The sequence below is a fragment of the Desulfuromonas carbonis genome (assembly GCF_054658035.1).
The window spans coordinates 108,925-127,070 of record NZ_BAAHXR010000003.1 but is presented as its reverse complement, the minus strand read 5'-3'; the positions used below and the strand labels follow the sequence as shown (position 1 = coordinate 127,070).

General features: G+C 59.5%; 21 protein-coding genes and 1 tRNA gene. 10 read left to right on the top strand and 12 right to left on the bottom strand.

Features of this window, described 5'->3' with window-relative positions:
• Position 1: 1 nt before the first annotated feature.
• Positions 2-979 (top strand): hypothetical protein, encoded by a 978-nt coding sequence (locus ACYQ8E_RS07605; protein ID WP_459860563.1) that lies wholly within the window; start codon positions 2-4, stop codon positions 977-979.
• Between the two features lie 18 nt (positions 980-997).
• On the opposite strand, the gene ACYQ8E_RS07600 is transcribed toward ACYQ8E_RS07605, so the two are convergent.
• Complete coding sequence (locus ACYQ8E_RS07600; RefSeq protein ID WP_066726437.1) at positions 998-2,254, bottom strand: ISL3 family transposase; 1,257 nt, start codon at positions 2,252-2,254, stop codon at positions 998-1,000.
• A 254-nt stretch (positions 2,255-2,508) separates the two neighbouring features.
• Between ACYQ8E_RS07600 and ACYQ8E_RS07595 the strand changes: the two genes are divergently transcribed.
• The 7 genes from ACYQ8E_RS07595 (at position 2,509) to ACYQ8E_RS07565 (ending at position 7,455) form a co-directional block, all read left to right on the top strand.
• Positions 2,509-2,784: a transposase gene (locus ACYQ8E_RS07595; RefSeq protein WP_459860562.1), complete on the top strand. Its 276-nt coding sequence runs from the start codon at positions 2,509-2,511 to the stop codon at positions 2,782-2,784.
• Positions 2,785-2,890: 106 nt separating this feature from the next.
• Positions 2,891-3,118, top strand: a complete 228-nt coding sequence (locus ACYQ8E_RS07590; RefSeq protein ID WP_459860560.1) for a LolA-like protein — start codon at positions 2,891-2,893, stop codon at positions 3,116-3,118.
• 21 nt (positions 3,119-3,139) lie between these two features.
• Positions 3,140-4,075, top strand: a complete 936-nt coding sequence (locus tag ACYQ8E_RS07585; protein WP_066728006.1) for an REP-associated tyrosine transposase — start codon at positions 3,140-3,142, stop codon at positions 4,073-4,075.
• Between the two features lie 35 nt (positions 4,076-4,110).
• Positions 4,111-4,350 carry a hypothetical protein gene (locus ACYQ8E_RS07580; RefSeq protein ID WP_066728005.1) on the top strand — a complete coding sequence of 80 codons (240 nt, stop codon included), beginning with the start codon at positions 4,111-4,113 and terminating at the stop codon, positions 4,348-4,350.
• Positions 4,351-4,560: 210 nt separating this feature from the next.
• Positions 4,561-5,775 carry an IS256 family transposase gene (locus tag ACYQ8E_RS07575; protein WP_066722594.1) on the top strand — a complete coding sequence of 405 codons (1,215 nt, stop codon included), beginning with the start codon at positions 4,561-4,563 and terminating at the stop codon, positions 5,773-5,775.
• Positions 5,776-6,126: 351 nt separating this feature from the next.
• Positions 6,127-6,729, top strand: a complete 603-nt coding sequence (locus tag ACYQ8E_RS07570) for a hypothetical protein (RefSeq protein WP_066728003.1) — start codon at positions 6,127-6,129, stop codon at positions 6,727-6,729.
• Between the two features lie 345 nt (positions 6,730-7,074).
• On the top strand, positions 7,075-7,455 hold the full coding sequence (locus ACYQ8E_RS07565) for a hypothetical protein (RefSeq protein WP_066728002.1): 381 nt from the start codon (positions 7,075-7,077) through the stop codon (positions 7,453-7,455).
• Here the strand turns inward: ACYQ8E_RS07565 and ACYQ8E_RS07560 are convergent.
• Together ACYQ8E_RS07560 and ACYQ8E_RS07555 are read right to left on the bottom strand one after the other, a co-directional pair.
• Positions 7,438-7,752, bottom strand: coding sequence for a CcdB family protein (locus ACYQ8E_RS07560; protein ID WP_066728001.1), 315 nt, complete (start codon positions 7,750-7,752; stop codon positions 7,438-7,440). The genes ACYQ8E_RS07565 and ACYQ8E_RS07560 overlap by 18 nt on opposite strands.
• Complete coding sequence (locus tag ACYQ8E_RS07555; protein WP_066728000.1) at positions 7,752-7,997, bottom strand: type II toxin-antitoxin system CcdA family antitoxin; 246 nt, start codon at positions 7,995-7,997, stop codon at positions 7,752-7,754. Before ACYQ8E_RS07555 ends, ACYQ8E_RS07560 begins: the two co-directional genes overlap by 1 nt.
• A 256-nt stretch (positions 7,998-8,253) precedes the next feature.
• On the opposite strand from ACYQ8E_RS07555, the gene tnpA reads away from it, so the two are divergent.
• The gene (tnpA, locus tag ACYQ8E_RS07550; protein WP_066724805.1) at positions 8,254-8,688 is read left to right on the top strand and encodes an IS200/IS605 family transposase; all 435 of its coding nucleotides are present in this window, start codon (positions 8,254-8,256) and stop codon (positions 8,686-8,688) included.
• Positions 8,689-8,798: 110 nt separating this feature from the next.
• Here tnpA and ACYQ8E_RS07545 read toward each other — a convergent pair whose 3' ends face one another.
• Positions 8,799-9,668, bottom strand: coding sequence for an integrase core domain-containing protein (locus ACYQ8E_RS07545; protein WP_066726432.1), 870 nt, complete (start codon positions 9,666-9,668; stop codon positions 8,799-8,801).
• Positions 9,665-10,006, bottom strand: coding sequence for a hypothetical protein (locus tag ACYQ8E_RS07540; RefSeq protein WP_066727999.1), 342 nt, complete (start codon positions 10,004-10,006; stop codon positions 9,665-9,667). Before ACYQ8E_RS07540 ends, ACYQ8E_RS07545 begins: the two co-directional genes overlap by 4 nt.
• 115 nt (positions 10,007-10,121) lie before the next feature.
• Between ACYQ8E_RS07540 and ACYQ8E_RS07535 the strand changes: the two genes are divergently transcribed.
• A complete protein-coding gene (locus ACYQ8E_RS07535; RefSeq protein ID WP_066727998.1) occupies positions 10,122-10,433 on the top strand; it encodes a hypothetical protein in 312 nt (103 codons plus the stop codon).
• Positions 10,434-10,467: 34 nt separating this feature from the next.
• Here ACYQ8E_RS07535 and ACYQ8E_RS07530 read toward each other — a convergent pair.
• The 7 genes from ACYQ8E_RS07530 to ACYQ8E_RS07500 all read right to left on the bottom strand — a co-directional run bounded on the left by ACYQ8E_RS07530 (position 10,468) and on the right by ACYQ8E_RS07500 (position 18,138).
• Positions 10,468-10,563 (bottom strand) — tRNA-Sec (locus ACYQ8E_RS07530).
• A 107-nt stretch (positions 10,564-10,670) separates the two neighbouring features.
• Positions 10,671-12,734 (bottom strand): sensor histidine kinase, encoded by a 2,064-nt coding sequence (locus ACYQ8E_RS07525; protein ID WP_066727997.1) that lies wholly within the window; start codon positions 12,732-12,734, stop codon positions 10,671-10,673.
• Positions 12,735-12,871: 137 nt separating this feature from the next.
• A complete protein-coding gene (locus tag ACYQ8E_RS07520) occupies positions 12,872-13,624 on the bottom strand; it encodes an NADH-quinone oxidoreductase subunit B family protein (RefSeq protein ID WP_066727996.1) in 753 nt (250 codons plus the stop codon).
• A 10-nt stretch (positions 13,625-13,634) separates the two neighbouring features.
• Complete coding sequence (locus tag ACYQ8E_RS07515) at positions 13,635-15,155, bottom strand: hydrogenase large subunit (RefSeq protein ID WP_459860555.1); 1,521 nt, start codon at positions 15,153-15,155, stop codon at positions 13,635-13,637.
• Complete coding sequence (locus ACYQ8E_RS07510) at positions 15,152-16,579, bottom strand: proton-conducting transporter transmembrane domain-containing protein (protein ID WP_459860554.1); 1,428 nt, start codon at positions 16,577-16,579, stop codon at positions 15,152-15,154. Before ACYQ8E_RS07510 ends, ACYQ8E_RS07515 begins: the two co-directional genes overlap by 4 nt.
• Positions 16,580-16,583: 4 nt before the next feature.
• The gene (locus tag ACYQ8E_RS07505; RefSeq protein ID WP_459860553.1) at positions 16,584-17,213 is read right to left on the bottom strand and encodes a hydrogenase; all 630 of its coding nucleotides are present in this window, start codon (positions 17,211-17,213) and stop codon (positions 16,584-16,586) included.
• Positions 17,214-17,223: 10 nt separating this feature from the next.
• Positions 17,224-18,138 (bottom strand): respiratory chain complex I subunit 1 family protein, encoded by a 915-nt coding sequence (locus tag ACYQ8E_RS07500; protein ID WP_459860552.1) that lies wholly within the window; start codon positions 18,136-18,138, stop codon positions 17,224-17,226.
• Positions 18,139-18,146: the final 8 nt, after the last annotated feature.

The window sequence follows — 18,146 nt, the reverse complement described above, 5'->3', positions numbered from 1 at the left end:
CATGAAATACATACTAGCAGTCATAGTGGCAGTCTTTTTAATAACCATTTTTTGCACTAGTTCGAGAGTGTTTGCAAATCAAGAAAAATTAACCATTAAAACATTTGATGATAATGAAAGGCCAGTTGAAGGCGCGAATGTTGGTGTGTCATTTGAGAGAAACACCTCTCAGGGAACACAGGTTTCCACTGTAAGGGGGAAAACCGATGATGATGGATTTTTCACGGCACTGGGAAGCGGCAATGGCTTTATCTCTGTTGGAGTCCATAAACAAGGGTTTTACGATACTTATTATAACTACACATTCTCGGAACATGGGCTTGATCGTTGGCTGCCATGGAATCCTGTTTTTAACGTTCATTTGCGTAAAATTGAAAAACCAGTTCCCATGTATGCACGCAATACAAGGCACTCAATAATTGAAATTCCTGAAATAAATAAAGATATCGGATTTGATTTGGTTGAGTTTGACTGGGTTATTCCTTACGGTAGCGGTACTCATGAGGATTTTATCTTTCACTTGAATCGCCGGGTGATCGACAGAAAAGATTTTGACGCGACTCTAACGATTACCTTTTTAAATAAACATGACGGTATTCAACTGATCCATGAAGATATGGAAAACGGCAGCTTGTTCAAATTGCCAAGGTATGCTCCAGAGAAAGGGTATAACAGTGAACTCATTTTAAGAGAATGGCGAAATTCAGGTGATTACAACGTTAAAAGGAATTTCGACTTTCTTGGCAGCGACGTGAATTATATATTCCGAGTCCGCTCAGAGGAGGATGATGGACTATTTAAACGAGGAATGTATGGAAAAATTTTGGGGGGTATTGACTTTACGGCAGTGCATTCGAAGACAGCCAAGATTTATTTTAAATACTACCTCAATCCTGACTACACGAATAATCTTGAATTCGACCCGAAAGAAAACCTCTTCGGACTCCTCCCGCCGATGGAGCAGGTTGGAGTCAAGTAGGAAAAGGGGTCGGGCTCGTCAGCAGAATCTGTGGGTGCCTTCCGGTTCGGGTAGGCAGCCAAGTGTATGATACAAGGCGATTTTTAGGACCTCGTAACTGCGAAAACCGTACGCTTTTCTACAGGTCACTTTCGCTTTGTTGTTAAGACCCTCGACAGCTCCCAGGGCGATCTGCTCCCGGGCGCGAAACCAGTTGAGCAGCAATTCCCGATGAGACCGCAGCATCTTCGCCACCTGCTTCATCGGTTGAATGCGGGAACGCATGGTGCGCCGGCACCACTCGTCGAGGAATCGGGCGGCCCAAGCGGCCCGCTGGTACTGCCAGAACCGTTGGAAGTCCTCCTTGAGCAGGTAGGCCCGGATCGTCTTGAGGTTGCAGGCCAGCAGTTCCTTCAGCTTGACGCCCTGCTTGTCGGTCAAGTTCTCCGGGCGTTTGAGGATGCACCAGCGGCTGCGAGTGAGTACCGGCTGCTCTCCCTTGGCCCTCAGCTCCCGGGTCTCCTGGGCGCGAACTTTATCGAGAGCCTTGTTCATCTGGCTCATGATGTGAAAACGGTCCAGGATGTGAAGCGCTTTTCCGGCCGCCGCCGCCACGATTTGCAAATACGGCTTCCACATGTCGCTGCAGACGAACCGGAGCCGGGCGGTACGCTCAGCGCCGAATTCCTTGAAGAACTGCCGCAGGGTCCTCTGGGTCCGCTCTTTGCCGATCCACAGCAAGCGACGGCAGCCGGCGTCGATCTGGTAGACCACGGTCAGGTAGCTGTTGTGCCCCTTCTTGTAGGCGATCTCGTCGATGCCGATGGCGGTGACGTTCTCCAGGTCGCGGTGGGCCAAGCCCCAGGCGACGGCCATCTTGACCGAGCGAAAGACGTTGTCCCAGGAGGTTTGGAAGACGTCGCCGACCTCCTTCCAGGACAACCGTCGCGCCCAACGGGCCAGGAACCAGGCATAGGTGGTGGTGAGGTGATTCTTCCCTTCGGCCCAAGGGACCTTTTCCACCTTGACGCCACAGCGCGGGCAGTCAACCCGGCGCATGGAATAGACGAAGAAGACGGCGATGCCCCACAGCGGGACGAACTCAAAGCGCCGAACCGGCAACGTGTCGTAGCCTGGGGCGCTGCGCCCGCAGCCCGAGCAGATCGGACGGCTACCGTCTCGGGGACGGATATCGATATCAAGGACCGTGGCTTTTCCCTGTTCCCGCCAGCGAGAGGAGCCGTAGACAAAACCACTATGCTTCTGGACCCGATTCAGGATAGACTTGACCAGCATCCCGGTTTCCTCCGCCTGGTTATGGGGTAGTCTTGGTCGACGTCCATAATGCCAGACTTGGAATCGGGATGCGCTTTTTTCAGCAACCGGTAGGCTGCTCAGCCCCCATCCCGGGGTTGCTGTTTACCCACAAATTCTGCGGAAGAACCAGGGGTCGATAAGGGTCAGCCCCAGACAGAGGGGTCGATAAGGGGCAGCCCCAGACATGGGACAATCGAAGGTAAAAGCGAGGCCGGAATGCCGGGGAGGGGGAGATGGCCAGACCGCTGCGGATCGAATACGAAGGCGCTTTGTATCATGTGACCGCGCGTGGCAACGAGCGGCGCAAGACCTTTTTCTCGCGTCGGGATTACGAGAAGTTTTTGGTCTATGTGGACGAAGCGCGGGAAAAGTTCGTTATCCGGCTTCACGCCTATGTGCTGATGAGCAACCACTATCACCTGATTCTGGAGATACCGGCGGGGAATCTGAGCCGAGCGATGCACCATATCAACAGCGAGTACATGACCTACGGTAGATTCAATTTGTAAGTGCACCAAATCGGCAATGGGGCATTTTGAGAGACAGACAAATTCCTTTCCCAGTTTTTAATGCGAGTTCCAATCACTGCAATTTCCATCGATTTGGAGGGTACCTGTGAATATCGCAACAAGATTCGCCCTGCTGGTATTGATACTGGTCGATTCCGCCAGCCTCGCATCTGCCGCTACCTTTACCGGCTATCGACTGCTGAAAATCTCCGCTGCGGATCAACGTGCTGTTATCCAGCAACCCGACGGCGCGCTCAAGGCTATTGCAACCGGTGACGGGGTCGATGGGGCGCGGAAGCCATATAGGTTCCAGGTCTACACATTCACAAGTTGATTCTCATGGGAAGAGGGGACCATGGGCAGACCGCTACGCATTGAATACCCCGGCGCCTTTTACCATGTCACCGCACGCGGAAACGAACAGCGGGAGATTTATAAGAGCGTTGCGGATCGAGAGCGGTTTCTGGGCTATCTCGCCTCAGCCACTGAGCGCTATGGCGCCGCCGTCCATGTTTGGTGCCTGATGACCAACCATTACCACCTGTTGTTGGAAACCCCCGAAGGAAATCTTTCGCGGATCATGCGCCACATAAACGGTGCTTACACCAACTACTTCAACACCAAGCGTCGCCGGGCGGGGCATCTATTTCAGGGACGCTATAAGGCGATTCTGGTGGACCGTGATGCCTACGCACTGGAGTTGTCGCGTTACATCCATCTCAACCCGGTGCGGGCCGGGATGAGCCTGCGGCCCGAGGAGTATGCCTGGTCTAGTTATCGGAATTATGTGGGGCAGCAGGTCGCCCCAGGATGGCTTCGTCGGGAGGAAGTTTTGGGTTACTTCGGCGGGGATGAGACGCGTTATCAAGGATTTGTGGAGGAAGGCCTGAAAGCCGCGATCATGAACCCCTTAGACGAGGCGCTGGCATCTACCATTCTCGGAGGGGAGAAATTCGTCCAGGAGATTACCGCTCTGCATCTGTCCGGAGTATCGCCGAACCGCGATCTCCCGGGCATACAACAGCTGAATTCCCGCTGGTCGATAGATGACATTGTGGCCGCGGTTGAGGCGACTCTGGGTGCGGAGAAGGGCTTGTCCCGAAGTGTGGCCATTTATCTATGCCACCGCCACAGCGGCGCGAGGTTGCGGGAGATCGGTGAGAGGTTCGGTGTTGGCGAGTCGGCAGTTTCCCAGGGAAGCCGCCGGACGCGGGAGAAGGTTGCAGAAGAGGAAGGGCTCAGGGTGAGGGTTGAGCGAATCTGCCAGGCCCTGGGCATTGTCAATGTGTAGACGCGACACCTTTGGACTGCTTTCTCAAGGAAGAAATGCTCGCCAACGAGATTCCGGCGCTGACGAATGCGGCGGGGCATCGAGGGGTGAGGGAGATTAGAGTTGATCACCCGGATCGTGACATCGATATCCGGTTGCAGTATGCGGTTGGAAAGCCGTGGCCACAGGATAGATTGAACGGGTTTGAATGGCGGCATAGCGATACCTATGTCGTCGCCTACCCCTTTCTGTCTGGATTATATGATGAATGGGTTAAAAAGATAAAAGGAGAGTAGCCATGAGGAATGCTCTAGCCATTGTACCGATAATGTTTTTTCTGTTGGCAACAAGCTCCCCAGTATTGGCCATTGGCATGGTGAAAATTAACGTCAAAGTTATCGATGAGGCCGGTATCCCTCTCGAGGATGTTAAACTGAGGGTGTAAAAAAGATTGTGTAAATGGCCATTCAGGGGTACACCGGGACCCCACCCTCTAAGGAGCCCCCATGGCCATCGAAAAAGATCTGCTGGACCGTCTGCTTGCCGACTACAAGAAGCCCGAAGACCTGATCGGCGAAACCGGCTTGCTTAAACAGCTCACCAAGGCCCTTCTGGAACGAGCTTTGGAAGCGGAATTGACCCAACACCTGGGGCACGAGAAGCATGCTCCCGTGGCCACGAAAGGCGGCAATGCCCGCAATGGCAAGTCGGCCAAAACCATCAAGGGCGAATTCGGCAAACTGCCGATCGAGGTTCCGCGTGACCGGGACAGCAGCTTCGAGCCGCTCATCATTCCCAAGGGCCAGACCCGCTTCGCCGGCTTCGACGGCAAGATCATCTCCCTCTACGCCCGGGGGATGACGACCCGGGAGATCCAGGGGCATCTGGAAGAGATTTATGGCGTCGAGGTCTCTCCCGCCCTCATTTCCAGCGTGACCGATGCCGTCGCGGACGAGGTCAAGATCTGGCAGAACCGACCGCTCGACGCCCTCTATCCCATCGTCTATATGGACGCGGTCCGGGTCAAGGTGCGAGACAACGGCCACGTCAGCAATAAAGCGGTCTACCTGGCCCTGGGCGTCACCCTGGACGGCATCAAGGAGGTCCTGGGCATGTGGGTGGCCGAGAACGAGGGCGCCAAGTTCTGGCTACAGGTGGTGACCGAGTTGAAAAACCGGGGTGTCGAAGACATCTTCATCGCCTGCGTGGACGGGCTCAAAGGTTTCCCCGAGGCCATCGAAGCAGTCTTTCCTCGCACCCAGGTCCAGCTCTGCCTCGTTCACATGGTGCGCCATTCTCTCCGCTACGTCTCCTGGAAACAGCGCAAGGAAGTGGCGGCCGATCTGAAGTCCATTTACCAGGCCGCGACGGCCGAGCAGGCCGAAATGAACCTGACGGAGTTCGAAGCGAAGTGGGATAAAACCCACCCCTCCATCGGCCAGTCCTGGCGGCGCAACTGGGAGAGAATCACCCCTTTTTTCGCCTACCCGGCGGAGATTCGCAAGGTGATCTACACCACCAATGCGATCGAATCGCTAAACATGTCGCTGCGCAAGGTCACCAAGAACCGGGGCTCATTCCCCAACGACGCAGCCATGTTCAAACTGCTCTACCTGGCGCTGAACAATATCGCCAAGAAATGGACCCTGCCGATTCGGGACTGGAAGGCCGCCCTCAACCAGTTCTCTATCTTGTTCGAAGGCAGGTTGCCGGTTTACTGACGACAAAAACCCAAGCCATTTACACAAACTGATTTACACCGCCGTTAAACTAAGCGTGCGGTTTTCCGGTGGCGAAATGCCAGTAATGAAAAATGCCGACGATCATGGTAATTGCAGCATCACGGCAAGTTCGAATGATGGCGTTGTTGTCGGAACGGCTATCAAGGAAGGCTATTACAACAGTACCTTTAATCAAAAGTTGGGTTCAATTCCCCGCAGCTTGCTGCGCGATTTTTACTAAGGGTGTAGGCTGTTGATACCCCGTAGCTTGCTGCGGGGTAGTTCATTCACGATTTCTATGTCAAAAAATTCGGTTTTTGGCAGCCGTGGGGAAAGGATCTCACGGTCGTCATGCGTCCAATCGTCAACCCGGTGCCGATGTATGTGCGGAACCACTCCTTTAAGGTTCCCGTAAAAGGCGAAGAGGTCGGTTTCGATCTGGAGAAGGCCGATTGGGTGATCCCCTATGGCCAGGGAACAACAGCGGATTTTGTGTTCAAGTTCGTGCAACGCTTTGACAATATGAACAACTACGATGCAACCATGATATTGACATTTTCAAATCCATTTGATGGCATCCAGGTTGTTAAAGACGATGGCGGTGGTGATTTCAATATCGGAAGTTGGTACAGATTGCAAAGAACTGCACCTGAGACTGGGTATTTGCCGAGAATTGAAAAGCGTATTTCAAGGGGATCGTATGGAAGATATTCCGACATTGAAGATGATAATAACTACATCTTTCGGATTCGTTCTGAAGTTGGTGAGAATGGCAAATTGAAACAAGCTATGTATGGCAAAATTCGCGGCGAACTGAGGCACTTTGTAGGTGATGGTGGCGGGATAAAAATACACTACTACCTAAATCCCGACTATACCCGAAACCTTGAATTCGACCCGAAACGCAATTTGTTTCGATCATTGCCACAGAACGAAAATGTCCGACAACCTTAAAAAAAGTCGGTTCTTCCGCAGAATTTGTGGGTAAACAGCAACCCGAAGAGCGATAGAAAGCCATATAGGTTCCAGGTCTACACATTCACAAGTTGATTCTCATGGGAAGAGGGGACCATGGGCAGACCGCTACGCATTGAATACCCCGGCGCCTTTTACCAAACAAGCCATAGGGGTCAGCCCCAGACATGGGACAATCGAGGGTAAAAGCGAGGCCGGAATGGCAGATTCAAATTGCAAGTGCACCACAATAGCAATAAGACACTTTTAGGGAGAGACAACCTCCTTTCCCAGTTTTTATGCGAGTTCCAATCACTGCAATTTCCATCGATTTGGAGGGTACCTGTGAATATCGCAACAAGATTCGCCCTGCTGGTATTGATACTGGTCGTTTCCGCCAGCCTCGCATCTGCGGCACCCTTTACCGGTTATCGCCTGCTTAAAATCTCCGCTGCGGATCAACGCGCTGTTATCCAGCAACCTGACGGCGCGCTTAAGGCGATTGGAACCGGTGACGGGGTCGACGGGGCGCGCGTGACTGAGATTGCCGAAGGTCGGGTGGTGTTGGAGGGAAAAGACGGCGAGACGGTGGTCGTGCGGCTGGAGAAGGGGAGGCAGCGGATCGAGACCTATCAGCGCCTTGGCGAATCGGCGCCGCCGATGACCGTTCCTGCGGATGGGGATGCCGGGCTGGCGTTACCGAGCGGATCAGGCGCCCGTCAGTAGCAGGTCGAGCGCCGCGATAATAGTGTCGCGTTCGGCGGCAAGAGTGGCGACGGTTTCCCCCAGTTCGCTGCGGGCAATGCCGGCCAGTTCGGGCGTTGACAGGATCACTCGGGTTCCCTCAACGGTGAAGGCCGGATTCAGGATTTGCAGGGGGTGCGCAATGCTGGCAGCGGTCAGCAGTGGTACCACCACCCGGGTAGCAAGCCCGGAGAGGAGATCGGCCTGAATGTCGAGCAGGTAGGGAACCTGGCGCTTGCTGGCCGGGTCGGGGTTGCGATGGACGTCGAACTGGGCCATCAGAAACGCCTCCGGCCGTCGCTGAAGACGCCCTGCTCGGCCACCCGGCCATTGTAGGCGTCGATCGCCTCGGCATTCTCCTGCAACCAGAGCTGCCGGCGCTGCTGGGCCACCAATTCCGCGAGGCGGTCTTCCAGTGCCCGGGAGAGGTTGATACCGAAGGCCTTTGCCTGTTGCAGCAGGTCGCTGTTGATCGAAACGTTGGTCGCTTTTTTCGGCGCGGAAAGGTTGTATGCCGCTTCCATGGGCGTCTCCTAGTTATTTGGTTTGTTGTTATTTTATGCGCATGATATATGCGCGTCAATCTTTTGCTTTGCTGAATTAGTTGATATCGGCGCAGTTCTGCCTGTAGCGGAACCGGTTCCTTGGACACAAGTTTAGTGTGAAGTAGAAACCCCCGTCCTCTGGACGGGGTCAGAGTCCTTTGGCTTTGCCAAAAGGGCTCATGGCAATCCATATTCAGGCGTTGTTCCCGCAACGACCTGAACAGAAAGGAAAGCCATGAGCCGTTTTCGAAAATTAACACATGCGATCTGGCACTGCCAGTATCACATCGTCTGGGTGCCCAAGTATCGCTTCCGGATATTGGAAGGTGAACTGGCGCAAGAAGTTCGAGCGTGTATCCGGATCTTCAGCGAGCAGAGTCACTGCGAGGTCGTCGAGCTGAATGTCCAGAAAGACCATATTCACCTGATCATCATGGTGCCGCCCAAGGTGTCCATTTCGGAGTTGATGGGGCGCCTGAAGGGCCGATCAGCGATACGTATTTTAAAGAACCATCCCAAGTTGCGGAAGAAACGCTACTGGGGCAATCATTTTTGGGCGCCCGGCTACTGCGTTGACACGGTAGGCCTGGATGCCGAGATGATCAGGCGCTACGTGCGGTATCAAGAGCAGCATGAGAAGAAAGTGGAACAACAGCAACTCAAATTCTAATTGTTGTGGACGTGGGAACAACGCTCCGGTGACCCTCTTTGGGGGTCACCGGCAACGCCCCCTCTGGGGGCGCCTTTAAAGCCCCGTCCTCTGGGCGGGGTTTTTTTACATTATGCCGCCTGACGGATTTCGTCGGGCGACCGGAAGCCATTTTTCTCGACTCGCCATTCGCTGTTGTAGAGTTCGACGAAGGTTTTCACGGCCTCGCGAACATCATCGATGGTACGGAATATTCGGCCATAGATGGCTTGCTCTTTCAAGGTGCGGTTGAATCGTTCAGCAACTCCGTTGGTCTGTGGTTCGGCAACGAAGGCAAAGCTGGGGGTGATTCCCCAGAACTTGATCTGGTTCAGAAAATGGTCTGAGAGGTACTGGGTGCCGTGATCCATACGCAGAGACAACCCTCGGGCAATATCTTTCTCTACGCCCCCATAGATGTTGTCTAACGCCATGGAAAGTGGTTGAAGAGCAGCATAACGGTCGCCGGTCTTGCAAACATGCCAGCCGACACATTCGGCGTTCCAGTGCTCGACGGCGCTAAAGATCCAGACCCAGCCTTCGTCGAGAGTGAATACGCGGGTGCCATCGGTGCCCCACATTAGATTCGGAGCCATGGTGATGATTTTACCATCATGCGCCTTGGCTGCTTTGGGCCAACCCCGGTGAGGTGACAACAGATGATTCTCGCGCATCAACCGCAGAACCCGCTTGCGTGCGATGCGCACGCCGTCACAAATCCGCAGCCTGGCCCAGACCTTGCGGTGTCCTTCGCCGGTGAACGGGGACGTGGCCAGATCGTGACGGATCATGGCGAGAAGATCCTCATCACTGATTGACGGACGTGGGCCACGACGCTTGGGAGTTGATTGCGGAATCTGGCGCGAGGCATGGTAGAACGAGGAGCGAGCCTGCTCCCAAACATTGCAAACCCGCTGGACGCCGTAGGCCTTTTCAGCGCCTGGGGAGATCGTTTGGCTCATTTCGACGACCTCCGTTTGGCTAAAGGGCCGGGTTTTTTAACCCGTTCCCAAAGTAGTTCGTTTTCCATGGTCAATTCGCCGATCCGGCGCATGGCCTGGTTGAGTTCCGCTTGAGTCGGATCGTTCTGACGTTGTTTCAACGACTCATCGATTCCGGTCAGCGCTTTCTCTCGCCACTGCTCCAGGCGGTAGATTTCGATGTTCAACTCGCGGGACAGAGCATCAACCGATTCGCCCCGCAGCAAGCGCAGAACCACTTCACGCTTGCGGGCAGCGCTCCAACGTTGCCCTTCGGCCAAAGGCCCAGTGACTGTTTCGTTCTTGTTGTTTGTTGTCATTATTAATCTCCTTGGACATCGGGATTCTATCCCAAATCAGTGTCCAAGAAAACTGGTGCCGCTATAGGCGCAGTTCTGCCGTGCGTATCGGTTGTCTATTCCTGGAGGGGATTCGATGAAATCCATTGTCGTGCGTCCGGAGGGGCGTTCCCGGTTCAACCTGGCTACTTGTCTGCTACTCTGCCTGACCCTGCTTTGCGGCATCGCCCCACCGGCCCGCGGCGAAGAGCCGCTGGCGACCTGGCGCGGCGATCTCGGCAATATTACGCCTCAGACCCTGCAGTGGGGGGCAATTGCCGCAGCGGTCGGCATTCTGCCGCTGAGGAGGATCGCAGGCGGGTCAAACGCCGATTTCCGCCAGACCGGCATCGTGCAGGGTTGGGAAGAGTGGTGTCACTGGTTGAAAGCGAGCGAGGAGAAACAGTAACGGGCAGGGCCGGATGGCCCTGCCCGTAATGATTTGGCGGGAGTAGATGGGGATCGAACCCACCGCGGACGGGATACGCCCGCCACCGGTTTTGAAGACCGGGCGCGTCACCAGACTACGAACTACTCCCGAGCGAAGACATTAGATTATCTAAATACCATGTTTCGTTACATCGGGCAATTGGAAACAACCCGCAGCCGCCGCGGCCCGAGACCGCAACTCGCCCTGGCAGCCGGTTCATGGGATCTGGGCGCTGGGGTCGGAAATGGCGGGGATGGATGGGGTGGCGGTCCCCGCCGCCCCGTTGTTGCCCAGGAAGAAGTAGAAGGTCGCACCTTGGCCGGGAGCGCTTTCGGCCCAGACCTGGCCACCGTGGCGATGGATGATGCGCTGCACGGTCGCCAGGCCGATACCGGTACCGTCGAACTCGCCGGTTTCGTGCAGGCGCTGAAAGGGCGTGAAGAGCTTTTCGGCACGGGCCATGTCGAAACCGACGCCGTTGTCACGGACAAAGCAGGTGCGCTGGCCGGCGCGCTGGACGACGCCGAACTCGATCAGCGTGGTCCCGGTCCTGGCACTGTACTTCCAGGCGTTGCCGAGGAGGTTGGCGAGAACCACCAGCAGCAGGCTGCGATCGCCGTTGACGACCACGCCCGGGGCGATCCGGAATTCAGCGGAACGCTGCGGCTGGCGCTGGCGCAGCTCGGCCGCCAGGGTTTCCACCAGGGCCGAGAGATCGACGGCCGTACGGTTGAGTTCTCCGCTGGTAACCTGGGAGAGGCTGAGGAGAGCCTGGATCAGCTGCTCCATCTCCTGAGTCGACTGGCCGATGCGCTGCAGTGTCGCCATGATTTCCGGCGGTTCCGGGAGGGTTTCGTCGGCGAGCAGGACCTGGCAGAGGGCGCTGATGCGCGCCAGCGGGGTACGCAGGTCGTGGGAGACCGAGTAGCTGAAGGACTGGAGTTCACGGTTGGCGGTTTCCAGCTGCAGGGTGCGATCGATAACGCGCTGTTCCAGCTCCCGGTTGAGCCGTTCGACATCGGCCCGGCTCTGCTGCAGGCGGTCGACCATGGTGTCGAACTGGGCGGCGAGGTTGCCGAATTCGTCGGGGGTCGCAAGGTTGATGCGGTAATCGAGGTTGCCGGCGCCGATGATGGTGATGCCGGCGCGAAGCTGACGCAGGGAGCGCAGGATCTGCTGAATCAGCTTGGCCGTGCCGACCGCCAGCAGCAGCGAGACGAGGATAACAACGATCACCCCCTGGCGACTGGCGGCCCGGGTCAGGTTGAAGATCTCCTGGCCGCCATCGTCGAGGGCCAGGGCGAGTTTCGGCATCAGGCCGCCATCGAGGAGCGGATCGAGCTGTTCGACGATCAGGGCCAGGGCCGCGCCGGTCTGGTTGTTCTGTTTGAGGTGGATCGCCTTTTCGGCCAGGGCGAGGACCTGGCCGTAGCTGCGCTCGATGGTAACAACCTCGTTGAGCAGATCGGAGCGGCTGGCAGGGTCGAGGGCGGCCTTGCGATTCGCCGCCCGGGCGCAGGCCTCGATGGCACTTTTGGTGTCCTTGCCGTAGTCGGCGAAGAACTGGCGGTCATGGTCGGCGCCGAAGAACAGGTAGTCGAGCAAGGCCTTGAGCTGCTTGTTGACCCCGGCGCTGAGGCGGTTGACCGCCAGCAGGTAGTCGATGGAGGCCTGGGTGCCACGGATCTGGTGCAGGGCATCGCTGGCAATCCAGGGGATCATGCCGGCGCTCATCAGCAGGTCGAGGTAAGCGTCCTGAACCTCGTTCAGGCCGTCCTCCAGGGATTCATCGATCCGGGCCAGCACCGCCCCTTCGATCAGGCGGTCGGATTGATCGGCGAAGAGTCGCTGCGCCTCGCTCTGGTGCCCGGCATCGACCAGACTGAAGAGGTGATGGATCTGCTCTTCCCAGAGGTCATAACTGGCCCGGATGGTCTCCGCTTTCGCCAGGTCTTCCCCCTCCCCCTCGACGCCAAGCGCTTTTTGCTGGCGGGCCGAACCCTCCCACAGCTCAAACGATTGCCGGGTCAGGCGACCGAAATGGGCAAACCCGGCCCGGTCTCCGGCTTCGCCCATGACCAGGTAGTCGGTCGCCTCCTTGACCTGGCGGGTAAGGTTGGCGCGCACATCGGCTATCCCCCGCAGATAACTGATGGCAGGGACGAAATAGCCGACCTGGTGGCGGATCTTCCAGGAGGCCCAGAGCAGATAACCGGCGAGCATGGCAAAGACCAGGCTCATCAGCAGTACCAGGCCAATCAGTTTTCCCTTAATGCTCATGCAGGGCTCTACCGGAAGGGGGCCGGGGGCAACCGTGGAATTGGCGCCCTGGAATGGAAAAGGGGGCCGGAGTTGGACGACTTTAACCTATCCACCGGTGAGGGTCAACCGCAGGGAGCACCGCAGGGGGGGCATAATCAGCGGCGCCCGAGCAGGCGCAGCAGCCCGTCGAGAGCCGTGTAGGGATGGGGCGGACAGCCGGGGATATAGAGATCGACCGGGAGCAGGTCACTGACGCCATTGTTGACCTCGGCCAGGTCGCGGAAGGGTCCGCCGCCGATGGCGCAGGCGCCGGAAGCGATGACCAGCTTCGGTTCGGGTATGGCGGCATAGGTGTCGAGCAGGGCACTTCGCATGTTCGCCGTCACCGGTCCGGTAACCAGGAGGCCGTCGGCGTGGCGGGGGGAGGCGACGAACTGGATGCCAAAACGGCCGAGATCGAAGACCAGGGTACCAAGGACATTGAGATCGGCTTCGCAGGCATTGCAGCCGCCGGCGGAAACCTGGCGCAGCTTGAGGGAGCGGCCGAAGAGTTTGAGCATGCGCGCGTTGAGCTTTTCGGCCAGGCGGTATTCACGCTCCCCCACCAGCAGGTCGTGGCGGTTGCTGGCGGCGAGGCGGTAATCGCTGCTGAACTGCAGCGCCCCCTGCTCGGCAGGCGGACAGTCGCCGCAGAAGAGACAGCGGCCAAGGTCGATGCAGAGGCTGGTGCCGGCGCTGGCGAGAGCTTCGCAGGGGCAAGCGGCCACGGCCTGCGCCTGCTGCTGCGCTGAAAGCTCCGTCGCGGCGACAGGGAGGCCGCGGAAGCGGGACGGCAGGGTCGGTTCGACGCGCGGGAACTTGCCGGTACGGTGTCCCTGGCGCAGGCGTTCACGGATGATACCCAGCATGGCTGCACTCCTAAAGATCGAAACCGCAATAAGAGAGGTTGAAGCTCTTGTTGCAAAGCGGGAAGTCGGAAATCTGCTGACCGCGCAGGGCGAGCGCCAGGCCGCTCCAGTTGTGAAAAGAGGGGTCGACGATCTTGTAGCGGGCGATCCGGCCGGCGCTATCAGTCAGCGCCGCATGCACCACTTCGCCGCGCCACCCTTCGCAGAGGGAAACCGCGAGGCTGTCGGCGGCGAGGGGGGCGGCGGGGGTGCGCAGCTGTCCGTCGGGGAGATACCGCAGCAGGCGGCGGATCAGCTCGAAAGAGGCATAGATCTCCCGGCGGCGCACGTTGCCGCGGGCAAAGACGTCACCCTCGAATTCGATCACCGGGGTGTCGAACTGTCCCTCGCCGGCGCCGAAAGGATGGTGCAGGCGGGCGTCGCGGACCAGGCCGCAGGCTCGTGCCGCCACCCCGACCAGGCCGAGGGCCTCGGCATCGTCGGTGCTGACCGGTCCCGTCCCCTCGAAGCGGGCGAGAACGGACGGGGAGTCGAAACAGAGCTCGATGGCGCCGCGGGTCTCCCGTTCCAGGATCTGCAGACGCCCAGCAAAGGTCTGTGCAAGGTCGCCGTCGAGATCGAAATTCACCCCACCCGGGCGCACCAGCCCCCGGCCGAAGCGGCTGCCGCAGAGCTCGGCGGTCAGGTTGAGAAAGTCGCCGCGCAGCCGGCCGCAGAAGGAGGCGGTCGGCAGAAAGCCGACGTCGCCGGCGAGGGCCCCGATATCGCCGACGTGATTGGCGAGCCGTTCGAGTTCGAGCGCGATGGCCCGAATCGCCTGCGCGCGCCGCGGCGCTTCGATGCCGGCGAGGCTCTCGAGGAGCTGGCAGCCGGCAGTGGCGTGGCCGATGCTGGTATCGCCGGCGGCGGTTTCAAAGAGGGCGCTCGCCCTGGCCGGTGGCGCGCCGAGGAGCTGCTGCTCGATGCCGCGATGCTGGTAGCCGAGGGAGATTTCGAGGTGCATCACCTCCTCGCCGTGGCACTGGAAGCGGAAGTGCCCCGGTTCGATCACCCCGGCGTGGACCGGGCCGACCGCGACCTCGTGAACGTCATCCCCCTCGACCCGGTAGAATTCCATCGCCCCCGGTACCGGGTGGCTCCCCTGCGGACGCCCCCAGATGTCGGCGGCATCGATCCAGGGGGCATGAAAACGGACCGGTTTCAGCCAGGGATGATCGAGCGGACGCACGCCGAATTGCTCGGCCAGCTCCCGCTCGAAGAGGTGGAGCTGCGGACACTGGGGCGTCAGGGCCGGAAAACTGCCGCTGACCCGGGTCCGCAGCAGGGCCAGCTCTTCCTTCCAGTCGTGGGCGAGGATGGCGAAGATTTCCAGACCCGTCGTCACCGGACGGCCGAAATAACTCGCCACCCGGGCGTCGGCGGCGATGTCTGCCAGCAGCGAGGCGCTGAACTGGGCGTAGTCGAGAATCGGCAGCTCGGCGAGGGGGACCGAAAGGCCGTGGCGAAAACGGACCAGTTTCGACAGGCTCATGGCAGCACCTCCAGCAGGGCGGCGGCATCGCGCAGGGCGTTCTCCAGGGGCGCCGGGAGATAGACGCCGAGGAGCAGGACCAGCAGCAGAAAGACGATCGGCGCCAGGACCAGCAGCAGGCTGTCCTTGAAGGCAGTGTCGAGTTTGACCGGCTCCCCCTGGGTGGCGGTGAGAGCGGTGGCACCCATGCCGATAAAGACCACCGCCAGCAGCACCAGCATCGTCAGGCCGACCCCGAGCCGGCCACTGCCGAAGATGCCACGCAAAATGGTGAATTCGCTCATGAACGGCCCGAAGGGGGGGGAGCCGGTGATGGCGAGAAAGCCGGCCAAAAAGAGGCTGCCGGAGATCGGCAGGGTGGCGATGGCGCCGTGGACCTCGGAGAGGCGCTTGCTGTCGTAGGCGCGCTGGATATTGCCGGCGGAGAGAAAGAGACAACCCTTGGTCAGGGCGTTGTTGACCAGATGAAACATGGCGCCGTAGGTCGCCAGGCCGCCGATGCCGACGCCGATGGCGAGAATCCCCATATGTTCCACCGAGGAGTAGGCGAGCAGCCGCTTGATGTCGGGCTGGCGCACCATGAAGACTGCCGCCACCAGCAGCGACAGCAGCCCCATGCCGAGCAGGGTCTGGCGGGCCATGGCGCCGTCGCCGGCGGCGACCATCAGCTGCAGGGCGCGCAGGATGGCGAGAAAGGCGACGCTGGTCAGCCCGCCGGCCAAAAGCGCCCCGACCATCCCCGGGGCCTCGCCGTAGGCGTCCGGTTTCCAGCTGTGCAGGGGGGCCAGGCCCATCTTGGTGCCGAAGCCGACCAGCAGAAAGACGAAGCCGGCATGGAGCCAGGGACGCGAGAGGGTCGCCGCCCCGGCGAGGAGGTTGTCGAACTGGAGGTTGACCGGCACGCCGCCGCCGAGCAGGGCCGCGTAGGCGACGAAGAGCATGCCGAGCATCGCCAGGGCGATGCCGACGGAACAGAGGAGCAGATATTTCCAGGTCGCCTCGATGGAGAGCCGGTTGCGGTTGTAGTAGATCAACGGCGCGCTGGCGATGGTCGTCGCCTCCACCGCCATCCAGAGCAGGCCGAGATGGCGGGCCGATATCGCCAGGGTCATGGCGGCAAGAAAGACCAGCAGACAGGGGACGATGACCCGGTTGCCGCGGTCCCGGCGCAGATCGAGGTAGCCGACCGCATAGAGCGCGCAGCCAAAATAGAGGAGGCTGGTGACGATCAGCACCAGCCGGGAGAGGGCATCGAGGCCGATCCAGGGGCCGAAGCCGGCCTCCGGGGCGGCGACGAGAAACCCGGCGAGGAGCAGGTGCAGCCCGCCGCTGACCGGGAGGAGCCAGGAGCGTCCCTGGTGCCAGGGGAAGATCAAGGCGAGAAGCGCAGCAGCGAGGGGAAAGAGAATCAGCAACAGGAGCATGGCGCTATTCCTTCAGGGCGGTCAGGCGTTCGGTATTCAGGGTCGAGAACTCGCGGCTGATCTGATTGAGGACGATCCCCATGACGAAGACACCGACCAGCAGGTCGAGGAGGATACCCGCCTCGACCATCAGCGGAATCGCCGTCGAGAGGAGGACGGCGAAGACGAAGATGCCGTTTTCCAGCATCAGGTAGCCGAGGACCTGGGTGATCGCCTTGCGCCGGGTGATCAGGAGCAGAAAGCCGCTCGCCATGGTCGCCAGCGCGGTCGGCACGAAGAGCCCGTCCTGGTGTTCCGGGGCCAGCGGCAGAAAGCCGGAGAAGATAAAGGCGCCGGCGGTGACCAGGGCGCCGATCACCAGGGTCGGCACGAAGCCGATGAAGGGCTCGACCTCGCGGCGGATGCGCACTTCGCGAATCGCCCGCAGCAGCAGCCAGGGAATGAAGATTCCCTTGAACGCCAGCGCGCCGGCGCCGAGGAGCAGGGCATGGCCGGAGAGGCCGTGGGCGGCCAGCGGCAGGAGCGCCAGCAGGGCGCCCTGAAAGGCGACGGCCCGGATGCAGGCAACCAGCCGGGCGCTGCCGAGGGTGAAGAAGTTGATCAGAATGACGGTCAGCAGGAGCAGGTTCGACATCGGGACTCTCCTAACGCAGGACCAGGACCAGGGCGAAGATCGAGAGGAGGGTGGTGCCGACCAGCACCTGCGGCACCCGCGGCAGTTTGAGGCGCGCCATGGTCGACTCGACCACCCCAATCAGCACGGCCAGCCCCAGCAACCCTGCCAGGAAGACGAGCAGGTCGAGCAGGAGCGAGCCGGTCTGCACCGGCAGCGCAACGCGCACCAGCAACGATCCCAGTACCAGCAGTTTCATCGCGGCGCCGTAGAGGATCATGCCGAAAGCCGGGCCGCTGTGATCGAGCACCATCACCTCATGAATCATCGTCAGTTCGAGGTGGGTGTTGGGATCGTCGAAGGGAATGCGCGAATTCTCCACCAGCAGCACCACGAAGAGGCAGACCAGGATCAGGCCCAGCGAGGCGCCCCCATTGCCCTGCCACTGCGCCGCCAGCTGCGGCCCGAGCATCCCCCCGAGGGAGAGGCTGCCGGCGCCGCGGGCCAGCACCAGCAGCGCAAAGAGGACGGTCGGTTCGGCGAGGCAGGCGAAAGTCACCTCCCGGGCCGCCCCCATCCCTTCGAAACTCGAGCCGGTATCGAGGGCGGCAGCGGCGGTGAAGAAACGGGCGAGGCCGAAAAGATAGACGAAGAGAATCAGGTCGCCACTGAAGGAGATCGGGGCGCCCAGGCCGCCGAAGGGGATCAGCATCGCGGCGAGGAGCGGGACCACCAGGCCGACCACCGGCCCGGCGAGGAAGACCCAGGTGGTGGTGCGGCTGATGACGAACCCCTTGCGCCAGAGGCGGAAAAGGTCGAAGTAGGGCTGCAGCAGCGGCGGCCCGACGCGGCCGGCAAAGAGCGCCTTGGTCTTGGTGATCACCCCCAAAAGCAGCGGGGCAAACAGGAGCAGGATGGCAAGTTGCAACAGGATCCGGCCGATCATCGGTGCAA

Coding starts and splice junctions, on each gene's coding strand:
- ACYQ8E_RS07605 (WP_459860563.1), top strand. CDS start 2: ATGAAATACATACTAGCAGTCATAGTGGCAGTCTTTTTAATAACCATT.
- ACYQ8E_RS07600 (WP_066726437.1), bottom strand. CDS start 2,254: ATGCTGGTCAAGTCTATCCTGAATCGGGTCCAGAAGCATAGTGGTTTT.
- ACYQ8E_RS07595 (WP_459860562.1), top strand. CDS start 2,509: ATGGCCAGACCGCTGCGGATCGAATACGAAGGCGCTTTGTATCATGTG.
- ACYQ8E_RS07585 (WP_066728006.1), top strand. CDS start 3,140: ATGGGCAGACCGCTACGCATTGAATACCCCGGCGCCTTTTACCATGTC.
- ACYQ8E_RS07580 (WP_066728005.1), top strand. CDS start 4,111: ATGCTCGCCAACGAGATTCCGGCGCTGACGAATGCGGCGGGGCATCGA.
- ACYQ8E_RS07575 (WP_066722594.1), top strand. CDS start 4,561: ATGGCCATCGAAAAAGATCTGCTGGACCGTCTGCTTGCCGACTACAAG.
- ACYQ8E_RS07570 (WP_066728003.1), top strand. CDS start 6,127: ATGCGTCCAATCGTCAACCCGGTGCCGATGTATGTGCGGAACCACTCC.
- ACYQ8E_RS07560 (WP_066728001.1), bottom strand. CDS start 7,752: ATGGCCCAGTTCGACGTCCATCGCAACCCCGACCCGGCCAGCAAGCGC.
- ACYQ8E_RS07555 (WP_066728000.1), bottom strand. CDS start 7,997: ATGGAAGCGGCATACAACCTTTCCGCGCCGAAAAAAGCGACCAACGTT.
- tnpA (WP_066724805.1), top strand. CDS start 8,254: ATGAGCCGTTTTCGAAAATTAACACATGCGATCTGGCACTGCCAGTAT.
- ACYQ8E_RS07545 (WP_066726432.1), bottom strand. CDS start 9,668: ATGAGCCAAACGATCTCCCCAGGCGCTGAAAAGGCCTACGGCGTCCAG.
- ACYQ8E_RS07540 (WP_066727999.1), bottom strand. CDS start 10,006: ATGACAACAAACAACAAGAACGAAACAGTCACTGGGCCTTTGGCCGAA.
- ACYQ8E_RS07535 (WP_066727998.1), top strand. CDS start 10,122: ATGAAATCCATTGTCGTGCGTCCGGAGGGGCGTTCCCGGTTCAACCTG.
- ACYQ8E_RS07525 (WP_066727997.1), bottom strand. CDS start 12,734: ATGAGCATTAAGGGAAAACTGATTGGCCTGGTACTGCTGATGAGCCTG.
- ACYQ8E_RS07520 (WP_066727996.1), bottom strand. CDS start 13,624: ATGCTGGGTATCATCCGTGAACGCCTGCGCCAGGGACACCGTACCGGC.
- ACYQ8E_RS07515 (WP_459860555.1), bottom strand. CDS start 15,155: ATGAGCCTGTCGAAACTGGTCCGTTTTCGCCACGGCCTTTCGGTCCCC.
- ACYQ8E_RS07510 (WP_459860554.1), bottom strand. CDS start 16,579: ATGCTCCTGTTGCTGATTCTCTTTCCCCTCGCTGCTGCGCTTCTCGCC.
- ACYQ8E_RS07505 (WP_459860553.1), bottom strand. CDS start 17,213: ATGTCGAACCTGCTCCTGCTGACCGTCATTCTGATCAACTTCTTCACC.
- ACYQ8E_RS07500 (WP_459860552.1), bottom strand. CDS start 18,138: ATGATCGGCCGGATCCTGTTGCAACTTGCCATCCTGCTCCTGTTTGCC.